This is a genomic window from Bacillus sp. EB106-07-01-XG149, assembly GCF_058791555.1.
In genome coordinates, this window is record NZ_JBYTDP010000002.1 from 44,814 (window position 1) to 62,394 (window position 17,581).

Here is a 17,581-nt window from a genome sequence, read left to right on the forward strand (position 1 = left end):
CAATATGCATCACTATTATGAAATCTCGTTTAAGGTTTCCGCAAACCTCGTGATTCCCAGTTGAATTTGTTCGACATCTACTCTCCCAAAAGTAAAACGAATATATTCACTTTTAGTACCTAAAACACTTCCTGGGACAAACGCTACACCATTTCGTGTAGATTCACCTAGTAAATGATATTCATCAAACGTTCCTTGCACTTTGCACCATAAATGTATTCCACCCTCTGGAACAAAAAATTCAACCTGGTCCCCTAATATTTCTTTAAGCTTTCTAATTAACACATCTCTTCTGTCTTTCAATTGCTCACGAAGCATTGTAATATGTGCATGAAAATCTTCTGATTCTAAAAATTGATTTGCCACCCACTGCGTAAATACACTATGGCCAAAATCAACTTGCTGCTTCGCATCTGCTAAACGTTCTATTACACGCGTAGGGCCAATTACCCAGCCAATACGTAATCCTGATGCAACAATTTTTGATAATGAACTTATATAAAGAACATTCCCGTTTTGATCCATTGATTTTAATGTTGGATTCACTTCTCCATTAAATGAAGTTAAACTATACGGATCATCTTCTACAATCGGTATTCCAAATTCAGAAGACAGTTCTAAAATCTTTTTACGTCTCGCCAATGAAAGCACAGTTCCAGTTGGATTTTGATAATCTGGATTCAAAAATACCATACGAATACGATGCTTTTTATGCAAATCAATTAAATCATCTGGATTCATTCCATGCTGATCAACAGGTAAATGGAATATTTTTAAGCCAGCGGATTTAAACATCGGCAATGAGAAACAATACGAAGGGTCCTCAATTGCAATCGCATCGCCAGGTTTTAATAAGCATTGAACGATAAGATTAAGTGCCTGTTGTGCGCCCGATGTAATAAGGATAGAATTCGAATCCGCTTCAATTTGTTTATATTGCTGAACATGTGCTGCAATTGTTTTTCTCAACATTTCATTTCCAAGTGGATGGTCATAACCGAGGTTTTCCATAAATGTTTTCTCCGACAAAATCGTTCGGAATCTATCACTCGGAATTAATTCTGGTGACAATTCACCACTCGCTAAATTAATTAAGTCGTCTTTTTGTGTTTCCGTTCTAATTTGTTGAACGAGTGGTACATTAGGTAAGAACGATCCATCCTCAACGTACCTACCCCAGTTCGGTATTCGTTTATGTGAAACACCCCATATGTCTGTATTTACCCGTGTCCCGCTTCCTTTTTGACGTTCTACTACTCCAAGTGATTTTAATTCTTCATATGCAGCTACTATCGTACTTCGGTTCACCTGTAATTCTTTCGCTAACGTACGCTCAGAAGGTAACTTGCTGTCAGAAGGAAACTCACCTGAAGAAATACCCCTTTCAATATAATCCGCTATTTGTTTATATACAGGCGTCTTATCTGCACGATTTGGTTTCCATTCCACCTTGTTGCCCCTCTCAAAACGAAATATACTTGATTTCCTAATAACAGTATTGGCTGTAATAACAGTATTAATTAAGTGCATGATTTAAAAACATTTTTACAGTCATATTAAAGCTAGTCGGCTGTTCTAAATAAGGTAAATGCCCACTACTTTTCAACTCAATGAAAGTTGTATTTTTCAAATGTCGTTCAAACTCTCTTACATATTTCTCAGGGACAAAATCATCATTTTCCCCTCTTATAATTAAAGTAGGACATGAAATATTTGATAGAAACGGTCTTTGATCATAGTCCACTAATTCAGCAAATAACCTTTGAATATGCACCGAATTAATAGACTGTAAAGATTGATAAAATCCCCTGACAATTACTTCATTATCTGCTACTCCCATCGCCTTCAATAATGTATCCGCCCATGTTTTTCCGTTATCGTGCAAGCTAAGTAAATCATATACTTCAATTCGTTCTTTTCGATCTTCAGGCTCCAAATAGGGAAATGCATTTACAACAATTAAGCTAGAAGCAAAGCCTGGATATTGAATAGCAAAATCGATACCGACTCTAGCTCCTTTTGAAAGACCACACATAACTACTTTTTGTAGCTTTAAATAACTGCATAACTCATACAAAACATTTGCATATTCTTTAAAAGGAATTTCCAGCCCTTCAGATTTCCCATGCCCCGGTAAATCAAGAGAAATCACCGTCCAATTCTCTTTGAAATATTGCCTTTGATATAGCCAATTGTTTGCGTTCCCACCAAGACCGTGTAATAACAATATAACAGGGCCCGACCCTTCTATATTGTAAGAAATTTTCCGATTCTTATATTTAAAATACATATTCATCACCTTCAGCTATAACGTCACTTACTCTTATCTTTGAATGAATATATCCAAAATGGTTCCTTTTCTAACCACTCTACTGTTTCCGGGACACCTTCTTCATACTCTCTTTTTAGTTCCGTTACTTTCGTCGCAAATTGTGATGCATGTGCTTGCAATGCCTCTAACTTTTTGGGAACATATTCTTTCACTTCATTTTTAAAATGTGGAGGACCTATTTCCACTTCATGATTCTTCGAAAAAGCTACCGCATAAAATGTTGGCCTTTTATATTCCGGAATATTAGCCAACGCCTCGGCCACCGCTTCTCCTGTTGCATCGTGATCTGGGTGTACTGCATATCCTGGATAAAAAGAAATGACCAATGAAGGATTCACTTCTTCTACACATTTTTGTATTACACGTCTTAACTCTCCGGGAGTTTCAAATTCAAGGGTTTTATCACGATATCCCATCATACGTACATCTTTAATCCCTAAAATATTTGTAGCCCTCTTTAGTTCCTTCTCTCTTATAACATTTAATGATTCACGTGTTGCAAAAGGAGGATTTCCCATCGTTCTCCCCATTTCACCTAACGTTAAGCAAACATAAGTAAGAGGAACATTTCGCTGCGCATAAGCTAAAATTGTACCTGCCACGCAATATGACTCATCATCTGGATGCGGAAAAACAATTAAAACGTGGCGTTCATTTTTTATCAAAATCATACTCCTCCATCATATACAATATTAACTTTTTTCTTTCAAAACTATTAAATCACTACCGCATACCACGTTACCCCAACAAGTAGTACGAAAAGAAGAAGAATATAAATAGTTGATAAGTTTTTCACATTTCTCTTTGTAGACTTGCCGTAATTCTCCTCCACATTTCGTGCAACTAACACGGTCCCAAACAGGGATCCAATTACAATAATAACCACTAGTGAAATTGCAAAAATCATTGTATTTTCACCTCTCTAAAGACAATCTATTTTAATAAAGAACTTCCTCTTTAAAACTTTAATAACATACTACCTTTCTTCTCTTATCATAATAGATGTTTACAAAAAACGGACCAACCACTTTTGTGTTTTTTTGCTCATCCACTTTAAAAATAAAAAGCAACTGATCACTTTGGACTCAGTTGCTTTTCACACGATAAATTATTTTCTTTTTTTATTTGAAATTAATTCGATTTAAAAGTTTAGTCTTTTCATAATGAAACATCGATTGAGATAACTCGAAAGCTGTCCCGTTTACAAGACATACTGTATTTTCAATAAGAAGCGCCGGATCACCTTCCTTTAATTCTAACAGCTGCGCGTTTTCTTTATTTACTTTTTCACAACTAATAACTTTATCGGCAAAGCCAATATTTAATCGTAAATCTTCAATGAAATAACTGTATACAGAGCTTAATGCTATTTCTTTATTTAAATATGGAATAATATCCTTTTTGAAATAACTTACTTCAATAGAGAACGGTTTACCATCTACAATTCTTAAACGCTTCAAAAAATATATCCTAGTTCCAGCTTCGCATTGCATCCGCTTTGCTATATCTTCGTCCGCATCTATTACTTCAAGCTCTAACACTTTCGTTTCAATATTTTGCGAAACGAGATTTTTCGTTAATCCACGTAAACTTCCTAAATTAATGTAATCTGTTACAGAAGTTTCGCGTAAAAACATACCACTACCTTGCACTTGAAAAATATAACCTCTATTTACAAGCTGACTAATTACTTTACGTATCGTATTACGGCTTACTTCAAATCGATTCATCAACGCTTCTTCTGTAGGTAGTTTTTTCGTTTCATTAAAAAGCCCATCTCGAATGTTTTGCTCTAACACATCTGCAATTTGTTTATACTTTGCACTCATACACTTTCTCCTAAAATACTCTTTTATCTGTTATAACTCTTCTCCTCTCGTTTCGATCACATGTTTATACCAATGAAACGAAAGTTTTTTCTTACGTTTTAAGTTATCATTATGATCGACAAAAATAAAGCCGTATTGCTTTTTATATCCATTTAACCAACTTAATAAATCAATCACTGACCATGCATAATAACCTTTTAAATTGATTCCCTCTTCAATTGCACGCTTTATTACTTTTAAATGCTCTTCAATAAATTTAATTCTCGGAACATCTACAACTTCTCCTTCAATGATTGGATCTTCATCACCAAGTCCATTTTCCGTTACATACATCTTTATGTCACCGTAACGCTCTTTCAACATATGCAATCCATCTAAGAAACCTTCGGGAGATATTTCCCATCCCCATTTTGTATATGTTTTATCATCCATTTTTACTGTTTGATAAAAACCATCAAAAGAAGCATTACCTGGAGCAAGTGTTGAGTTTTCTCGAGAATGCTCATCGCTCTTTATATCCATATCGTATCTTTCTACTCGTATTGGTTGATAATAATTCAAGCCAATAAAATCATTCTTTTCGGCATTTTGTTTAATGATTTCTAATTCTTCAACCGTCCAATTAGGAGTCCACCCTTTTCCCTTTAATTGTTGAACAACATAAGGTGGATACTCACCTTTTAAAACTGGATCATAATACCAATACGTTTCATATTCATTCGCATGATTTGCTGCTAGTATATTTTCTTTTTCATCATCCACACTATAAGCAGGTAAGAAAACATGTGTAATCCCAATCTCCCCATATTGTTTCAGCTGCTTGTACACCGCAACTGTTTTCGCATGCGCATAAAATACATAATGAGTCGCTTGAAAATACTTTGGAACATCATTTTGTATTCCTGGTGGATGTGCACCTTTTAAGTAGCCTAATCCACAAAACATTACTGTTTCATTAAAAGTAATCCAATGTTTCACTCTATCACCAAATGCCTTAAAGCAAATTTCGGCATACTTTACAAAAGCATCTGCTGTTCGTTTATTCGTCCACCCACCATCCTTTTCTAACGGTAATGGTAGATCCCAATGATATAAAGTGACAAACGGTACAATTCCGTACTTTAAACATTCATCAATTAAATTGTTATAAAATTTAATGCCTTTTTCATTTACCTCTCCATCTCCAGTCGGCAATATTCTCGCCCAAGAAATCGAAAAACGATACGATTCCAATCCCATCTCAGCCATTAAACGAACATCTTCCTTATATCGATGATAATGATCAACCGCTACATCACCATTTGTTCCATTGTATGTTTTTCCAGGAATTTTTGAAAACTCATCCCAATTCGTAACACCTTTTCCATCCTCATCCCATGCACCTTCTACTTGATAAGAAGCTGAAGCAGCTCCGAATAAAAAATCATGTGGAAACTTCATAGTATATACCTCAATTTCATTAGAATAAATTAAATTCATTATTACATATAAAATTTATAGGTACAAATTTAAATGATCATTATATAATATGTTTCTGTTTTTCACTATAATTAAACAAAGCATTCACACCATATACAAAAAAGAACCTATGAAGGTCCTTTTCAAATTTTGCAACGCAGCACTATATTGAGTATCTTAAAGTTTATACTACTGATAAATGTTAACAAACTTATTCTTCAATAATGAATTGTGAAATTAACATTTCTAAATTTTCGACTTTCTTTTTCATTTCATTAGATTTCGTCGTTATTTCTTGAATCAATGTGGCTTGTGCTTGAATTGATTGTACCGTTCGATTCGTTTCTTGTGCGACTTGTGTTGCAGTTTCAGAAACTATTGATAAAGAGGCATTCACTTCTTCTGTCCCAGCAGACATTTCTTCTGTGGCAGCAGACACTTCTTGAATTTGGGACGTTATTCTATTAATATCTTGCATAATAGATGAAAATGCGAGTTCTGCCTTATATGCTGCTTCTTTACCACCACTAGCCTGTTGTTGACCTTTTTTCATTACATGAACTGTATCCTGTGTATCTTCATGTATAAAACGTAATAAATTATTTATATCATTTACAGACGTTTTAGATTTCTCAGCCAGACCTCTTACTTCAGCTGCAACTACTGCAAATCCTTTTCCATTTTCTCCGGCGCGTGCTGCCTCAATTGCAGCATTTAAGGCCAGTAAATTCGTTTGTTCTGCAATATTAGTAATAATATCTAGCGCTTCTTCAATTTGTTGTGTACGTGTAACAAGTCTATCAATGACCTTAGAAGTTTCTTCGACAACTTCATTCACACTATTCATTTGACGAATAGATTGTTTTATAACTTCACTACCAGAATTTGCTTGGTCTATTGTTGCAACAGCAACTTCAGCAACCATCGCTGAAGATTCAGCTACTGTTTGAACTCCAGTTGCAATTTCTTCCATCGCAGTTGAACTTTCTTGAATACTAGTCACTTGTCCATCTATTTCTTTATTTATTTCAGAAGTAGTTCGAACAACCTCGTTTGATATATGTGCTGCCGTTTTTGTCTCTTGTAACATATTTTCAGTTGAAATAATCACTTCTTTTGCTGTAACCTTCACCTGACCGACTAATTGTTGCAAGTTATCTAACATACTATTAAAGGATTGTACAATATGGCCTAATTCGTTCTCAGATTTATAAGAAGTTCGAATTGTTAAATCTCCAGCAGATACTCGTTCCATATCTTTTTGTAATAATAAAATTGGTTTTTTTATAACATTTTTTATTATAAAACCAATAAAAATAATTATTATGATTCCAAAAAATGAAATAATTACAAATGTTATTATTGTATTTTTCACACTATTGATATTCTCTTTTTGTAGTTGTTCAGCCGCGGTATTATTATATAAAATAAGTTCACGAATAGACTGAATTGTTTTTCCCATACTAGGCTCAATTTCTTTTAAATAATAGCTATACGCTTCTTCATTATTAGTCAGTCCCAAGTCCTGTGCTTTCTTCATTTGTATTCTTAAATCTTTGAATTGACTTTGAAATGCATTATACAAACCCTTTTCTTTATGAGAACTAATTCTAGTTTCAAATTGTTTTAATAACTCATCATTTTCTTTCCTAGTCTTATCCATTTCTGTTATTAGTTCTTTCATTCTTTTTTCATCTTTCGATATCATAATCTCCATAAAATTCATATTAACATGGTAAAAATTTGATTCTACAGTTCCTATCCATTCAATTGGTAATAGCCTTTCGTCATACATACTAGACGATGTATTTTCACCTTTTTGAAGCCCTAAAAACCCCAGAGAAGATAACATGATACAAGCCAAACTCGATATAATGACTAACACATTTAATTTCGTTCCAATTTTACTATTTTTAATAAAAGACAATAAATCCACCTCATCTGTATATTATACTTATATGTTTTATATTACAATAATAATCGACATTTATCGACATTTTTTCGTGTCGATTTTATAACCGCATTAAATTATTATATTAACTATATAAACCTATTCAAAGAACTTTGACTCTCATAATATTAAATACTAAAAAGTCTTATGGGAATTCCACAAGACTTTTAATAGCGTTACATTGTTTCTATGAAATTATGGTGAAAATTAAAGTGACTTATTAGTTCTTATAACTTCTTGATAGAGAATCGGTGACCACTTATCACTAACATAATCTTGGATCACCCAACCAACTCTTTTTGGATTCTCTTGTTTAATATATGCCGCAATTTCAGGATTTATATAAGAGGCATAATAATATGGGCTATTCCATGCTGTACCACCAGAAGACAAGCTTGTAAAATTAACATATAGATGATTTAAATCCTCACTATTGTTCATCGTTTCATTGATCGTATCTTTAATCGATTTTACTTTCACATCATAACTCACTTTATATTTATCTTGTACTGTTACATTTATATTTTGATTTACAGTTGTAGTAAACGTCTCATTATCTGGCCAATAAAAATTATTATATCCTCCAGATTCATTACTACCACTATATCTTTTTAGTAGTACAATTTTCCCTCGAGCATCTCCAAGTTTTATATTTCCTTCTGTTTTTAAAAAGATAGGATCAACAAAATAATTTTTTTCAAACGTATTACTAAATGAACCTTCTGCCCCTTTCATATCCTCATACTCTTTTTTTAAAGACATAATAATTGTTTCACTTGGGTTATCTTTTAAAAATTGTTTCGCTTCGTTTATGAATTCGTGCAGTGTTACATAAAGATATAATGGCCCATGATGAAGAACTATCGTATTATCATCTGTTAAACGGCCTCTTATATCAAAAATGCGAGCTCCATGATCCATTTGATAACGAAAATCATACTCTTGCGTCATTCCCCATACTTGCTTTATTGGATTTTGTAATTTGAACGTACCACTATCATGTGTTCCTGGAATTGAAATTCGTGCTAACGGGATGTTATCAGGTATAGGTTGCATCCATTTTGACCAATTTTCAAGTTCAATAACAGAGCTAGCTGCAACGACTTGCTTATCATGTAAAGTAAATACAGATGTGATAAATATCATACTACATATGAATAATTTCAAAATAAACTTCTTATTGCTCATTATTATTCCTCCTTTTTCTATTTTATATCAAACTTATTGAATATAATATAATCTGGTGAGTAAAAAATAAATAACATTTCATCAATATGAAATATTGCATAGAAGTAAAGTTAAAAAATCATTCACATATACTGAATTAGAAAAATTTAAAGGAACTTCATCTGAAGTTCCTTTCGTTTATTTTATATTCAATATATATGAACCATCTTTATTCTCATACTTATAAACATATAAATAATATTTACCTGGCTTTGCATTATAAGTTCCTTTAACTACATTCCCTTCATTTTCACCATGTGCTACATAGTTGTTTAAATCTGATTCAAGATGAAGTACCCATGTCATTCCAATGTTTTGTTCATTTAGTAGAGAAATATTAATATTTTCTGGTGAGTCAATTTGGAAAGTAAATACATCTACCTTATCACGATTATGTAGTGTTCCTTTCATTGGTGTATGAAAGTTAACTTTATTTGCCTGTCTACGTTCATTATTTGGTTCATTTTCTGTTACTTGTAACTCATTCCCACCGTTCGGTTCTCTTTGTTCATACCCTAAGTTTACTAGTATAGACTTCAAATCTGGTAAAACACCAATCTTATCTGCATATGGTAATTTCAAATCCGCATTGAATTTTACAATGATTTGCTTATCTGTTTCTTGTTCTATCCCTAATTTACTCTGCTGTTCTATAGAATCAGCATTTACAATATTGACCGTGTCCCCTATTCCTAAAAATATTGAAATAATTACAGCTGAAACAGATATTCTTTTAAATATATTCATTACATCACTCCTATTATTAATAATATTTAATCCTTATATTAGTCTATAATGATTTTTATATAACATATTCCCTTTCTACTAAATAGATTATAGTAATCAGCAATATGAACTTCAATGTATTTTCATATGCAATATTTCATATTCGGACTCTACACTGCATAAATAAGAAACTTATGATGATTATTTATTTTATACGTGCTAATATACTTATATTGAAATATTATGTATAGACATTCTGAACTACATTACTTAACAGTTTCACCTTATTTTTGCTAGGAGGATTTACAATGAAATTATTAAAAATAAAACATATAATCCCTATATCTGCAGCTGCAATTACATTCGTATGTCATCAAAGTACAGCTGAAGCATCTACCATTCATACAGTAAAAAAGAATGATACACTTTGGGGCATTAGTAAACAATACGGGGTTTCAATACAATCCATTAAACAGGCTAATAATAAAGGAAACGATCAAACCTTTATTGGTGAACAGTTAAATATTCCAGGGTCCACGAACTCAAATGAAATCATCGTTCGTCAAAATGCCAAACCCAAACCTGCGAACATTTCTAGACAAATTATTTATCAAGTACAACAGGGAGATTCATTAGAAACGATAGCAAAGCGTTACAATGTTACCGTTCAATCTATAAAACAAATTAACAATATAGCCGGAAACAAGCTTTATACAGGACAACATTTAAAAATTAACTCAAGCATTACAGAAAAAGAAAAAGACTTAATGGCACGCTTAGTTACCGCTGAAGCAGGTGGCGAATCCTATAAAGGTAAAGTAGCTGTAGCAAAAGTTATACTAAATCGTGTAAACGCAAAAGGTTTTCCAAATACAATAACAGGCGTTATTTATGAACCTATTAAATACGGATATGCCTTTACTCCTGTTACAGATGGAAGAATTAATCAGCCTGCAAGCCCAGAAGCAAAAATGGCAGTAGAAGAAGCTATCTCCACAAATGGCATACATTCTGATTGGCTTTATTTCTATAATCCAAAAACATCAACAGACAAATGGATTACGACACGTCAAACAGTAGCAGTAATTGGTAACCATGTGTTTGCTAAATAAGATTTGAAATCATTAACAGACCTCTTCACTTGAAAGGTCTGTTTTTTTATATGTTAGATTTTATTAATCATATGACATAGTGTTCATTTAAAACTATTTCTTCTTTCAAATAAAAACATTTGTATTTACCCCACCACTCGGAGAAATTAAAAAAGCATCAAGTTCAAAAACTCCCTCTTTATTAATAAAAGCTATTTCTTAACTTCATAAAATTGTTATACACTAGAAACATAAAAACAAACTATTCGTTAGCAGGTGAAAGAATATGTATGATGTTACAATTATCGGCGCTGGAGTAAGTAGCATTTTTATGGCTTATTCACTAGCTAAAAGTAACAAAAAGGTTTTAATTCTTGATAAAGGTAAAGCGCTAAATGATCGCCATTGTCCTTTATACGAAGGAAAAGTGTGTACTTGTACTACATGTGATAAATATTTCGGGTTTGGTGGTTTAGGAAAATCTGAAGGGAAATTTAATTATACAAACGGATTCGGCGGAGAACTTGAGAAAAAAGTCGGTAAAGAAGGCTTTATACAACTCATGGCTGAAGTAGATGAAATTCTATGTCAGTTCGGAGGGAGTTCTGTTTCAAAATACTCTACAGAAAATCCAACTCTCAATACGAGAGCTGAAGCGTGTGGTTTACAAATGCTAACAACAGAAGTAAGGCATCTTGGCACTACCCTTTCAAGTGAAATTTTTCAGCAGCTCTATGAATTTTTACTTACGAAAATAAATATCCAATTTCATATAGATGTACAACATATTATGAAACAGAAAGATTATTTTACAATAGAGACAAATGAAGGAATAGCTCAATCTAAGCAACTAGTATTTGCAACTGGGCGTTCCGGAGCGGATTGGTTAAAAGAAATGTGCACTTCTCTAAATATTTCTCAGGAACAAACTCGTGTAGATTTAGGGATTAGAGTAGAGATGAAAGAACACCAATTACGTTCTATATTAAAAGATACATTTGAGACAAAACTTTCTTATGAGCATGAACACTTCACAGCAACTACGTACTGTATGAATCCAAAAGGACGCATCATTAGAAAGTACGAAGAAGGTTTAGTTATGCCTGACGGTCAAAATTTTCGAGAGAAAGGAACTGGCACACCTAACTTAAATTTCACTTTATTTATCCCGCGCTATTTTTCAACTCTCAAAGAAGCAAATATATACGCAAGTTCAATTATTAAAAGCATTAACCAAGGACGAGATCGGATTGTTATACAGCGCTTAGAGGACTTACTAAATAAACAGCCTACAACAGCGAACGACATGAAACATAACCGTATACAGCCTACACTACAAGGAAGTTATGGAGATTTGAATACAGAAATTCCTCCATTATATATTGAAGGACTTAAAGAATTTTTATTACGCTTAGAACAATTTATCCAAGAACCGATCGATAAAGATACTTTATTATATGGAATTGACGGAAAGTTTTATGCTCCTACGATAAAAATCAATAACCATTTTGAAACAAGTGTACATGGACTATTTTTAGTTGGAGATTGTTCAGGCGTCACTCATTCATTATCTCAAGCTGCTGCAAGTGGGTTGTATGTTGGAAAATATTTATCTCATATTTAATTTCTTTCATTAAGATAGCAATCAAATATTTTAACTTCCATAACGCTTTATTTATGTACCTTATCTTTCCAACGCTAATGATTATCCCACCAAGAATCGGGATTTCACGAGATACATATTTAACATAACTATGTATGGTAAAACTATCGACATTCAATTCTAACAAATTGAATGTCAACAGTTTTAAAAGCCTCTATTCATTTCCCCTTTCATTTGTTCGATATTTTGTAACATCATCATAGTGTTTAATATGTTAGGATGTCTATAAGTATTTTTACTACAACTATGACTTTTTCTGTTCTATTTCAAAAAATAGATTTGCGCTTTAAAATTCCCCATTGTACGTATATGAATACTTTATATTATTACCTTTAGAAACCATTAAATGGTTCATTACACTCTAATAGTTATGAAAATATAATATATAACACAAGTTAAATAAATTATATAAAGAAGGTGTAAAAATGAAAAATAAAATTAATTTACAAATGCAAAATATAAGCTTTGTTTTAATAATTGCTTTAGCAGTATGGTTAAAAACATATCTTATTACAAGATTCAGTTTCGATTTAAAAATTGAGTCTTCTACACAAGAGCTTATTTTGTTTATTAGCCCTCTCGCTGCATCATTAGCTTTTGTCGGATTAGCATTATTTGCAACTGGGGAAAAACGAAATTATATAGCGCTATGTATTAATCTCTTACTAACAATCGTACTTGTTGGGAATGTAATGTTCTATGATTTTTATAGTGATTTCGTTACGTTACCAGTACTTGGACAAACATCAAACTTTGGCCAATTAGGCGGCAGTATTATAGAAATATTGAACTATAAAATTATACTCGCTTTCGTAGACATTATTTTCTTCTTTATTTTGTTAAAGAAGAAGGCACTCGTCTTCCAAACAGGACGTGTAACTCATCCGGCACGCTTGTTATATTTTCTCTTAACAATTGGTGTATTTTTTGCGAATCTACACCTTGCAGAAAAAGAACGACCTGAACTATTAACCAGATCATTCGACCGAGTCATGCTTGTTAAAAATTTAGGACTATACACTCATCAAGTATATGATTTAACACTACAAGTAAAAGCAGGATCACAAAAAGCACTTGCTGATAGTAGTAAATTACAAGAAACTGAAAACTACGTAAAGGCAAACCAAAGTGAGCCAAACCCTAACATGTTTGGTGCAGCAAAAGGAAAAAACGTAATTGTTGTCACTCTTGAATCCCTACAAACCTTTTTAATAGGCGCATCAGTTAACGGTCAAGAAATTACACCATTCTTGAATGAATTCATAAATGAAAGCTATTACTTCGATAACTTTTTCCACCAAACTGGGCAAGGAAAAACATCCGATTCTGAATTTCTAATCGATACGTCGCTGTATCCATTAAATCGAGGAGCTGTATTTTTCACGCACGGTAACAATGATTATACTGCGACTCCAGAAATTTTACGTCAGCAAGGTTATTTCACTTCTGTATTCCATGCGAATAACGCAACATTTTGGAATCGTAACATTATGTACTCTGCTCTCGGTTATGATCGTTACTATAATGAACTTGATTACAAAATTACGCCCGAAACAAATTTAAATTGGGGATTAAAAGATATCGAATACTTTGATCAATCAGTAGATATATTAAAAACTGTTGACCAACCCTTTTATGCTCGTTTCCTTACTTTAACGAACCATTATCCATTTACGTATGATGAAGATACAAAATTCATTGAACCATACAACTCTGGTAATGGCGTATTTGATCGTTATATCGTAACAGCACGTTACTTAGACGAATCAATTAAAAAATTTATTGAGCGTTTAAAGGCCGAGGGAATGTATGATGATTCTATTATTGTGTTGTACGGTGATCATTATGGCATTTCTGAAAAACATAATCGCGCAATGGCACAGTTTTTAGAAAAAGATCAAATAACAGAATTTGATACTTTAAATTTACAACGTACACCTTTATATATTCATATGCCTGGACAAACAGAAGGTCAAACGATTTCAAAGCCTACGGGACAAATCGATATGAAACCTACTATTCTAAACTTACTTGGGATTGATACTACGAAAGATATCCGTTTTGGTCATGATATGTTTTCAGATGAATATACCGGTTTTGTTGTTTTACGTGATGGTAGCTTTATTACAGAGAAGTATGCATACACAAACAACACTTTCTATGACCGCATAACAGGTAAAATTGTAGATTTACCAAAAAAAGAAGCACAAGCACTCATTAATCGTGCACAAAATGAATTACGAATGTCTGACAAAATTATTGAAGGCGATTTATTACGTTTCTCAGAAAGTAATAAAATTAAAACTGGCGAAGTACAAACTAAAATTAAAGAGACTGAAAAATAATCTAAATAGTAAAAGGGAGCAACTGTAATAAGTTGCTCCCTTTTACTATCGTATAACATATGATGCAATGTCATATAAAAACCTCGTATATGTTACTTTTATTCTACGCTTGTTTCTAAAGTTTCATCTGTATAGGTATGATCATCACCTATATTTAAAATCACTTCACATTGACGTAATCTCAATTCAAAGAGCATGATAGAATCATGATAAACTTCAGGTTGTGATTTCATCTTATGTAACATCTCTTGTTTTTCTTGTATTTCTAAATGAGTGTTTTCTACAGCTTGTTTCAAGGAGTTAAATGGATTCCTAAAGAATATGTTAATATCTCGCTCTTGCGTGTTTTCAAACAGCTCAAATTGCAAGAAAAATTTCTTCATAATAGAAGCCGTTACCTCGGTATAATCTTCATTTTCTACATACTGTTTGTATTTGTTATATAGCATACCTTTGTTTTTAGGAAGAACTCCAAATAATTTACCGGCACTTTTCAGTAAAAATTGTGCTGGCGTAAAGCGACGTAAAATATTTACTTCATCCATTTGTATTCTAGTCGTCATTCTGTCAGTATCTCTGCGCCAGTCATCAAGCACTTTAAAATCACATTCTAACTGTATTCGATTTTCTCCAAATAAAGAATTAAGTCCTTCACTAAGTTCTTCTAGGTACGATTGACTTTGAAGGAGCTCATTATTAGAAATCGCAATCCAATTTTGCATAGAAAGAGCAAAATTAGGTAATACAGTTTGTTCTAAATATTTATGTACTCTTTCATTCATCGCTTTATTTAGTTCCGTATCAATGTGCCCGAAATCGCTTTCTTCACTAATTAAATCCGAACAACTCTGTAATATCTTCGGAATATTTTCAGTAAGTTCATTCGTAATTTCCATTTTCATTGTGCGATATGATTTTGTAATGAAATGAATTTTTTCCTTCTCAAAAGTAGTAAGATTATTAATGCTACCATTTAGTTTCACTAGCATATCTTCATTCCAATGAATAGAATCCACTAATTTGTTTTCTTTCTCAACGCGTTTATCCAATAGATATTTAATTGTTTTTCGAATGAAAAACAATAGCTTTTCCGTACGTTCTGCATCGACATTTTTATGATTAAAGTTAAAATGAATAAACTCAGTTAAATCATTTAATTGTTGACTACTTGTATATAACGAAGAGTAAGGGAAAATTCTCGCATGCGGGAAATATGTGTTTATTCTCGCTTGCGTATCATGTAATACTCTTTTCACTTCTGCATCACTGTAAATGTTATCGATTTTATTTAATAAGAAATGAATTTGTAAATTTGGTGTATGTTCTTGAATGCTTAATAGAATATCACGTTCTTTGTCAGTAAAAGGTGAATCCGCATTCAATACGAATAGTAATTCGTCTGCAGAATTCAAATATTCGAATACTTCATCTCTAGTATCGTTATTCCTATTAAATCCAGGTGTAACTACAAATGTAAGTTTATTTTCACTTAAAAATCTGCATGGTAATTTAAATTCAACACATGCTCTATCTCTATATGTTTGATGGTGCTGAGACATCATATTATGGTAATCCGAGACATCTTCAGTTGTTGTAATTGCTAAGTCTGTTATGGCGTTAATTTCTGTATGCGCATCATTTTTTAAAACTACTACATTTGAAATTGTTTTTTCTAATATATTTTCTCCTATTATAGAGTTAATAAATGTAGTTTTTCCGTTTCCTGAAGTTCCCGTTACTAAAATGCGATTTGTGCTTAAATCTGCGAGCTCGCCAACTAACCATCTAAATCGGTGACCCATTTCTATATTATGCTTTTGTGCCCACTCTGTAATAGATTCAAAAAGATGCAAACTATACTCTAAGCCGTTCACATGATTAATAGAATATAACAACAGGTTTTCAGCATGTTTTATCTTTGCTGAATCTATTTCGGAAGGGAAAATCTCATCCCATGCCAATACAGCTGCAGATGGAAATACAGCATAAGATGGATTGACAACCTTTAACCAATTTGTTAACAAGTTTGGAATGATATCGTGCAATTGTTTAAGGATATATTGACCTTGAATTAATTCAAAGTACGTTCCTTCGTAAAGAGAAGAAATTTTGTCCCATATATCGGACGAATGTATTTCAATATGTAAGAAAAATTCATTTATTGTGTTAAGCCATGATAAGTAATTTTGTTCGTTTTTATAACTATTCCAAAGTGATGAAACCATTTGCGTAAATTGTACTTGATCTACATTATTTAACGTAACTAATACTTCATAAAAATAATCTGGTGAAATATGTTTAGTAAATCTTTTATCGATATATCCTTTTAAAACCTCAAACCACGGATAAGATTCTGTTCGAATTAACTCATTCACAGCAAGCTCTACTGCACTATCAAAATCTTGCTGCTCCTCATAAAAGGAACGGGCAATTTTTGTGACATTTGGATAATCCGGATTTAAAGAAACTGCTTCTTTAATAACAGCGAAAGCAGAGTCAAAATTATTTTGCTCTATGTAAAGAGAAAGTAATTGTAATCTAATCTCCGTCATCAATATTATATTATCAGTAGTAATGGAAGTATAAACATTTTCAGCAACTGGTAATTGATTAAGCTCGAAATAAGCATCGGCAATATTTTTTTGTGCCCATGGTGCTAATTCATTACTAACTTTCTCCCATTTAAAAATAGCTGCTTCAAAATCTTGATGGTGATAATAAAATTCACCTTGTGCAAAACGAATGTAAGATCCATCAGAAATCTCATTTCTTTCTTCGTTTACATAAACTTCTCCAAGTACATCAATAGGTGGTTTTGTTTCATTCTCCATTAGGAATGTTTCATAATACATCTTTTTTATTAATTGTTTTTCTACTCTCATCTTTTCCCCCACTATATCTTGAAAATACATTTTTAAGATATGTCAATACTTTTTGTATGTATGCTTTTTATCTTAAC

At 32.4% G+C, this 17,581-nt stretch carries 12 protein-coding genes and 1 pseudogene; 3 read left to right on the forward strand and 10 right to left on the reverse strand.

Features of this window, described 5'->3' with window-relative positions; genetic code table 11:
- Nucleotides 1-15 precede the first annotated feature (15 nt).
- The 9 genes and pseudogenes from pdxR to AC3WTA_RS06290 form a co-directional block, all read right to left on the reverse strand.
- Nucleotides 16-1,449, reverse strand: a complete 1,434-nt coding sequence (pdxR, locus tag AC3WTA_RS06250) for a MocR-like pyridoxine biosynthesis transcription factor PdxR (protein ID WP_078183242.1) — start codon at nt 1,447-1,449, stop codon at nt 16-18.
- A gap of 67 nt (nt 1,450-1,516) precedes the next feature.
- Nucleotides 1,517-2,290 carry an alpha/beta fold hydrolase gene (locus AC3WTA_RS06255; RefSeq protein ID WP_000273706.1) on the reverse strand — a complete coding sequence of 258 codons (774 nt, stop codon included), beginning with the start codon at nt 2,288-2,290 and terminating at the stop codon, nt 1,517-1,519.
- Between the two features lie 23 nt (nt 2,291-2,313).
- The gene (bshB2, locus tag AC3WTA_RS06260; protein ID WP_033657741.1) at nt 2,314-2,994 is read right to left on the reverse strand and encodes a bacillithiol biosynthesis deacetylase BshB2; all 681 of its coding nucleotides are present in this window, start codon (nt 2,992-2,994) and stop codon (nt 2,314-2,316) included.
- A gap of 53 nt (nt 2,995-3,047) precedes the next feature.
- The gene (locus AC3WTA_RS06265; RefSeq protein ID WP_000575326.1) at nt 3,048-3,239 is read right to left on the reverse strand and encodes a hypothetical protein; all 192 of its coding nucleotides are present in this window, start codon (nt 3,237-3,239) and stop codon (nt 3,048-3,050) included.
- Between the two features lie 214 nt (nt 3,240-3,453).
- Nucleotides 3,454-4,161 carry a GntR family transcriptional regulator gene (locus AC3WTA_RS06270; protein ID WP_001274906.1) on the reverse strand — a complete coding sequence of 236 codons (708 nt, stop codon included), beginning with the start codon at nt 4,159-4,161 and terminating at the stop codon, nt 3,454-3,456.
- A gap of 30 nt (nt 4,162-4,191) precedes the next feature.
- On the reverse strand, nt 4,192-5,601 hold the full coding sequence (locus tag AC3WTA_RS06275; protein WP_070169052.1) for a glycoside hydrolase family 1 protein: 1,410 nt from the start codon (nt 5,599-5,601) through the stop codon (nt 4,192-4,194).
- 229 nt (nt 5,602-5,830) lie between these two features.
- Nucleotides 5,831-7,546, reverse strand: a complete 1,716-nt coding sequence (locus AC3WTA_RS06280) for a methyl-accepting chemotaxis protein (RefSeq protein WP_000008153.1) — start codon at nt 7,544-7,546, stop codon at nt 5,831-5,833.
- Nucleotides 7,547-7,777: 231 nt separating this feature from the next.
- Complete coding sequence (locus AC3WTA_RS06285) at nt 7,778-8,758, reverse strand: phosphatidylinositol-specific phospholipase C (RefSeq protein WP_000066273.1); 981 nt, start codon at nt 8,756-8,758, stop codon at nt 7,778-7,780.
- Nucleotides 8,759-8,935: 177 nt separating this feature from the next.
- Nucleotides 8,936-9,376, reverse strand: a pseudogene (locus tag AC3WTA_RS06290) (PPC domain-containing protein); the annotation flags it as partial.
- 455 nt (nt 9,377-9,831) lie between these two features.
- Between AC3WTA_RS06290 and AC3WTA_RS06295 the strand changes: the two are divergent.
- The 3 genes from AC3WTA_RS06295 (at nt 9,832) to AC3WTA_RS06305 (ending at nt 14,622) form a co-directional block, all read left to right on the forward strand.
- Complete coding sequence (locus tag AC3WTA_RS06295; protein WP_000770996.1) at nt 9,832-10,635, forward strand: cell wall hydrolase; 804 nt, start codon at nt 9,832-9,834, stop codon at nt 10,633-10,635.
- Nucleotides 10,636-10,900: 265 nt separating this feature from the next.
- Nucleotides 10,901-12,238: an NAD(P)/FAD-dependent oxidoreductase gene (locus AC3WTA_RS06300; RefSeq protein WP_492332849.1), complete on the forward strand. Its 1,338-nt coding sequence runs from the start codon at nt 10,901-10,903 to the stop codon at nt 12,236-12,238.
- A gap of 464 nt (nt 12,239-12,702) precedes the next feature.
- A complete protein-coding gene (locus tag AC3WTA_RS06305; protein ID WP_000791057.1) occupies nt 12,703-14,622 on the forward strand; it encodes an LTA synthase family protein in 1,920 nt (639 codons plus the stop codon).
- Nucleotides 14,623-14,720: 98 nt separating this feature from the next.
- On the opposite strand, the gene AC3WTA_RS06310 is transcribed toward AC3WTA_RS06305, so the two are convergent.
- Nucleotides 14,721-17,504, reverse strand: a complete 2,784-nt coding sequence (locus AC3WTA_RS06310) for a dynamin family protein (RefSeq protein WP_492332850.1) — start codon at nt 17,502-17,504, stop codon at nt 14,721-14,723.
- Nucleotides 17,505-17,581: the final 77 nt, after the last annotated feature.

Excerpts from the sequence above, each read along its gene's own strand:
- AC3WTA_RS06305 (WP_000791057.1), top strand. The coding sequence starts at position 12,703 with ATGAAAAATAAAATTAATTTACAAATGCAAAATATAAGCTTTGTTTTA.
- AC3WTA_RS06275 (WP_070169052.1), bottom strand. The coding sequence starts at position 5,601 with ATGAAGTTTCCACATGATTTTTTATTCGGAGCTGCTTCAGCTTCTTAT.
- AC3WTA_RS06295 (WP_000770996.1), top strand. The coding sequence starts at position 9,832 with ATGAAATTATTAAAAATAAAACATATAATCCCTATATCTGCAGCTGCA.
- AC3WTA_RS06270 (WP_001274906.1), bottom strand. The coding sequence starts at position 4,161 with ATGAGTGCAAAGTATAAACAAATTGCAGATGTGTTAGAGCAAAACATT.
- AC3WTA_RS06285 (WP_000066273.1), bottom strand. The coding sequence starts at position 8,758 with ATGAGCAATAAGAAGTTTATTTTGAAATTATTCATATGTAGTATGATA.
- AC3WTA_RS06300 (WP_492332849.1), top strand. The coding sequence starts at position 10,901 with ATGTATGATGTTACAATTATCGGCGCTGGAGTAAGTAGCATTTTTATG.
- AC3WTA_RS06265 (WP_000575326.1), bottom strand. The coding sequence starts at position 3,239 with ATGATTTTTGCAATTTCACTAGTGGTTATTATTGTAATTGGATCCCTG.
- AC3WTA_RS06255 (WP_000273706.1), bottom strand. The coding sequence starts at position 2,290 with ATGTATTTTAAATATAAGAATCGGAAAATTTCTTACAATATAGAAGGG.
- AC3WTA_RS06310 (WP_492332850.1), bottom strand. The coding sequence starts at position 17,504 with ATGAGAGTAGAAAAACAATTAATAAAAAAGATGTATTATGAAACATTC.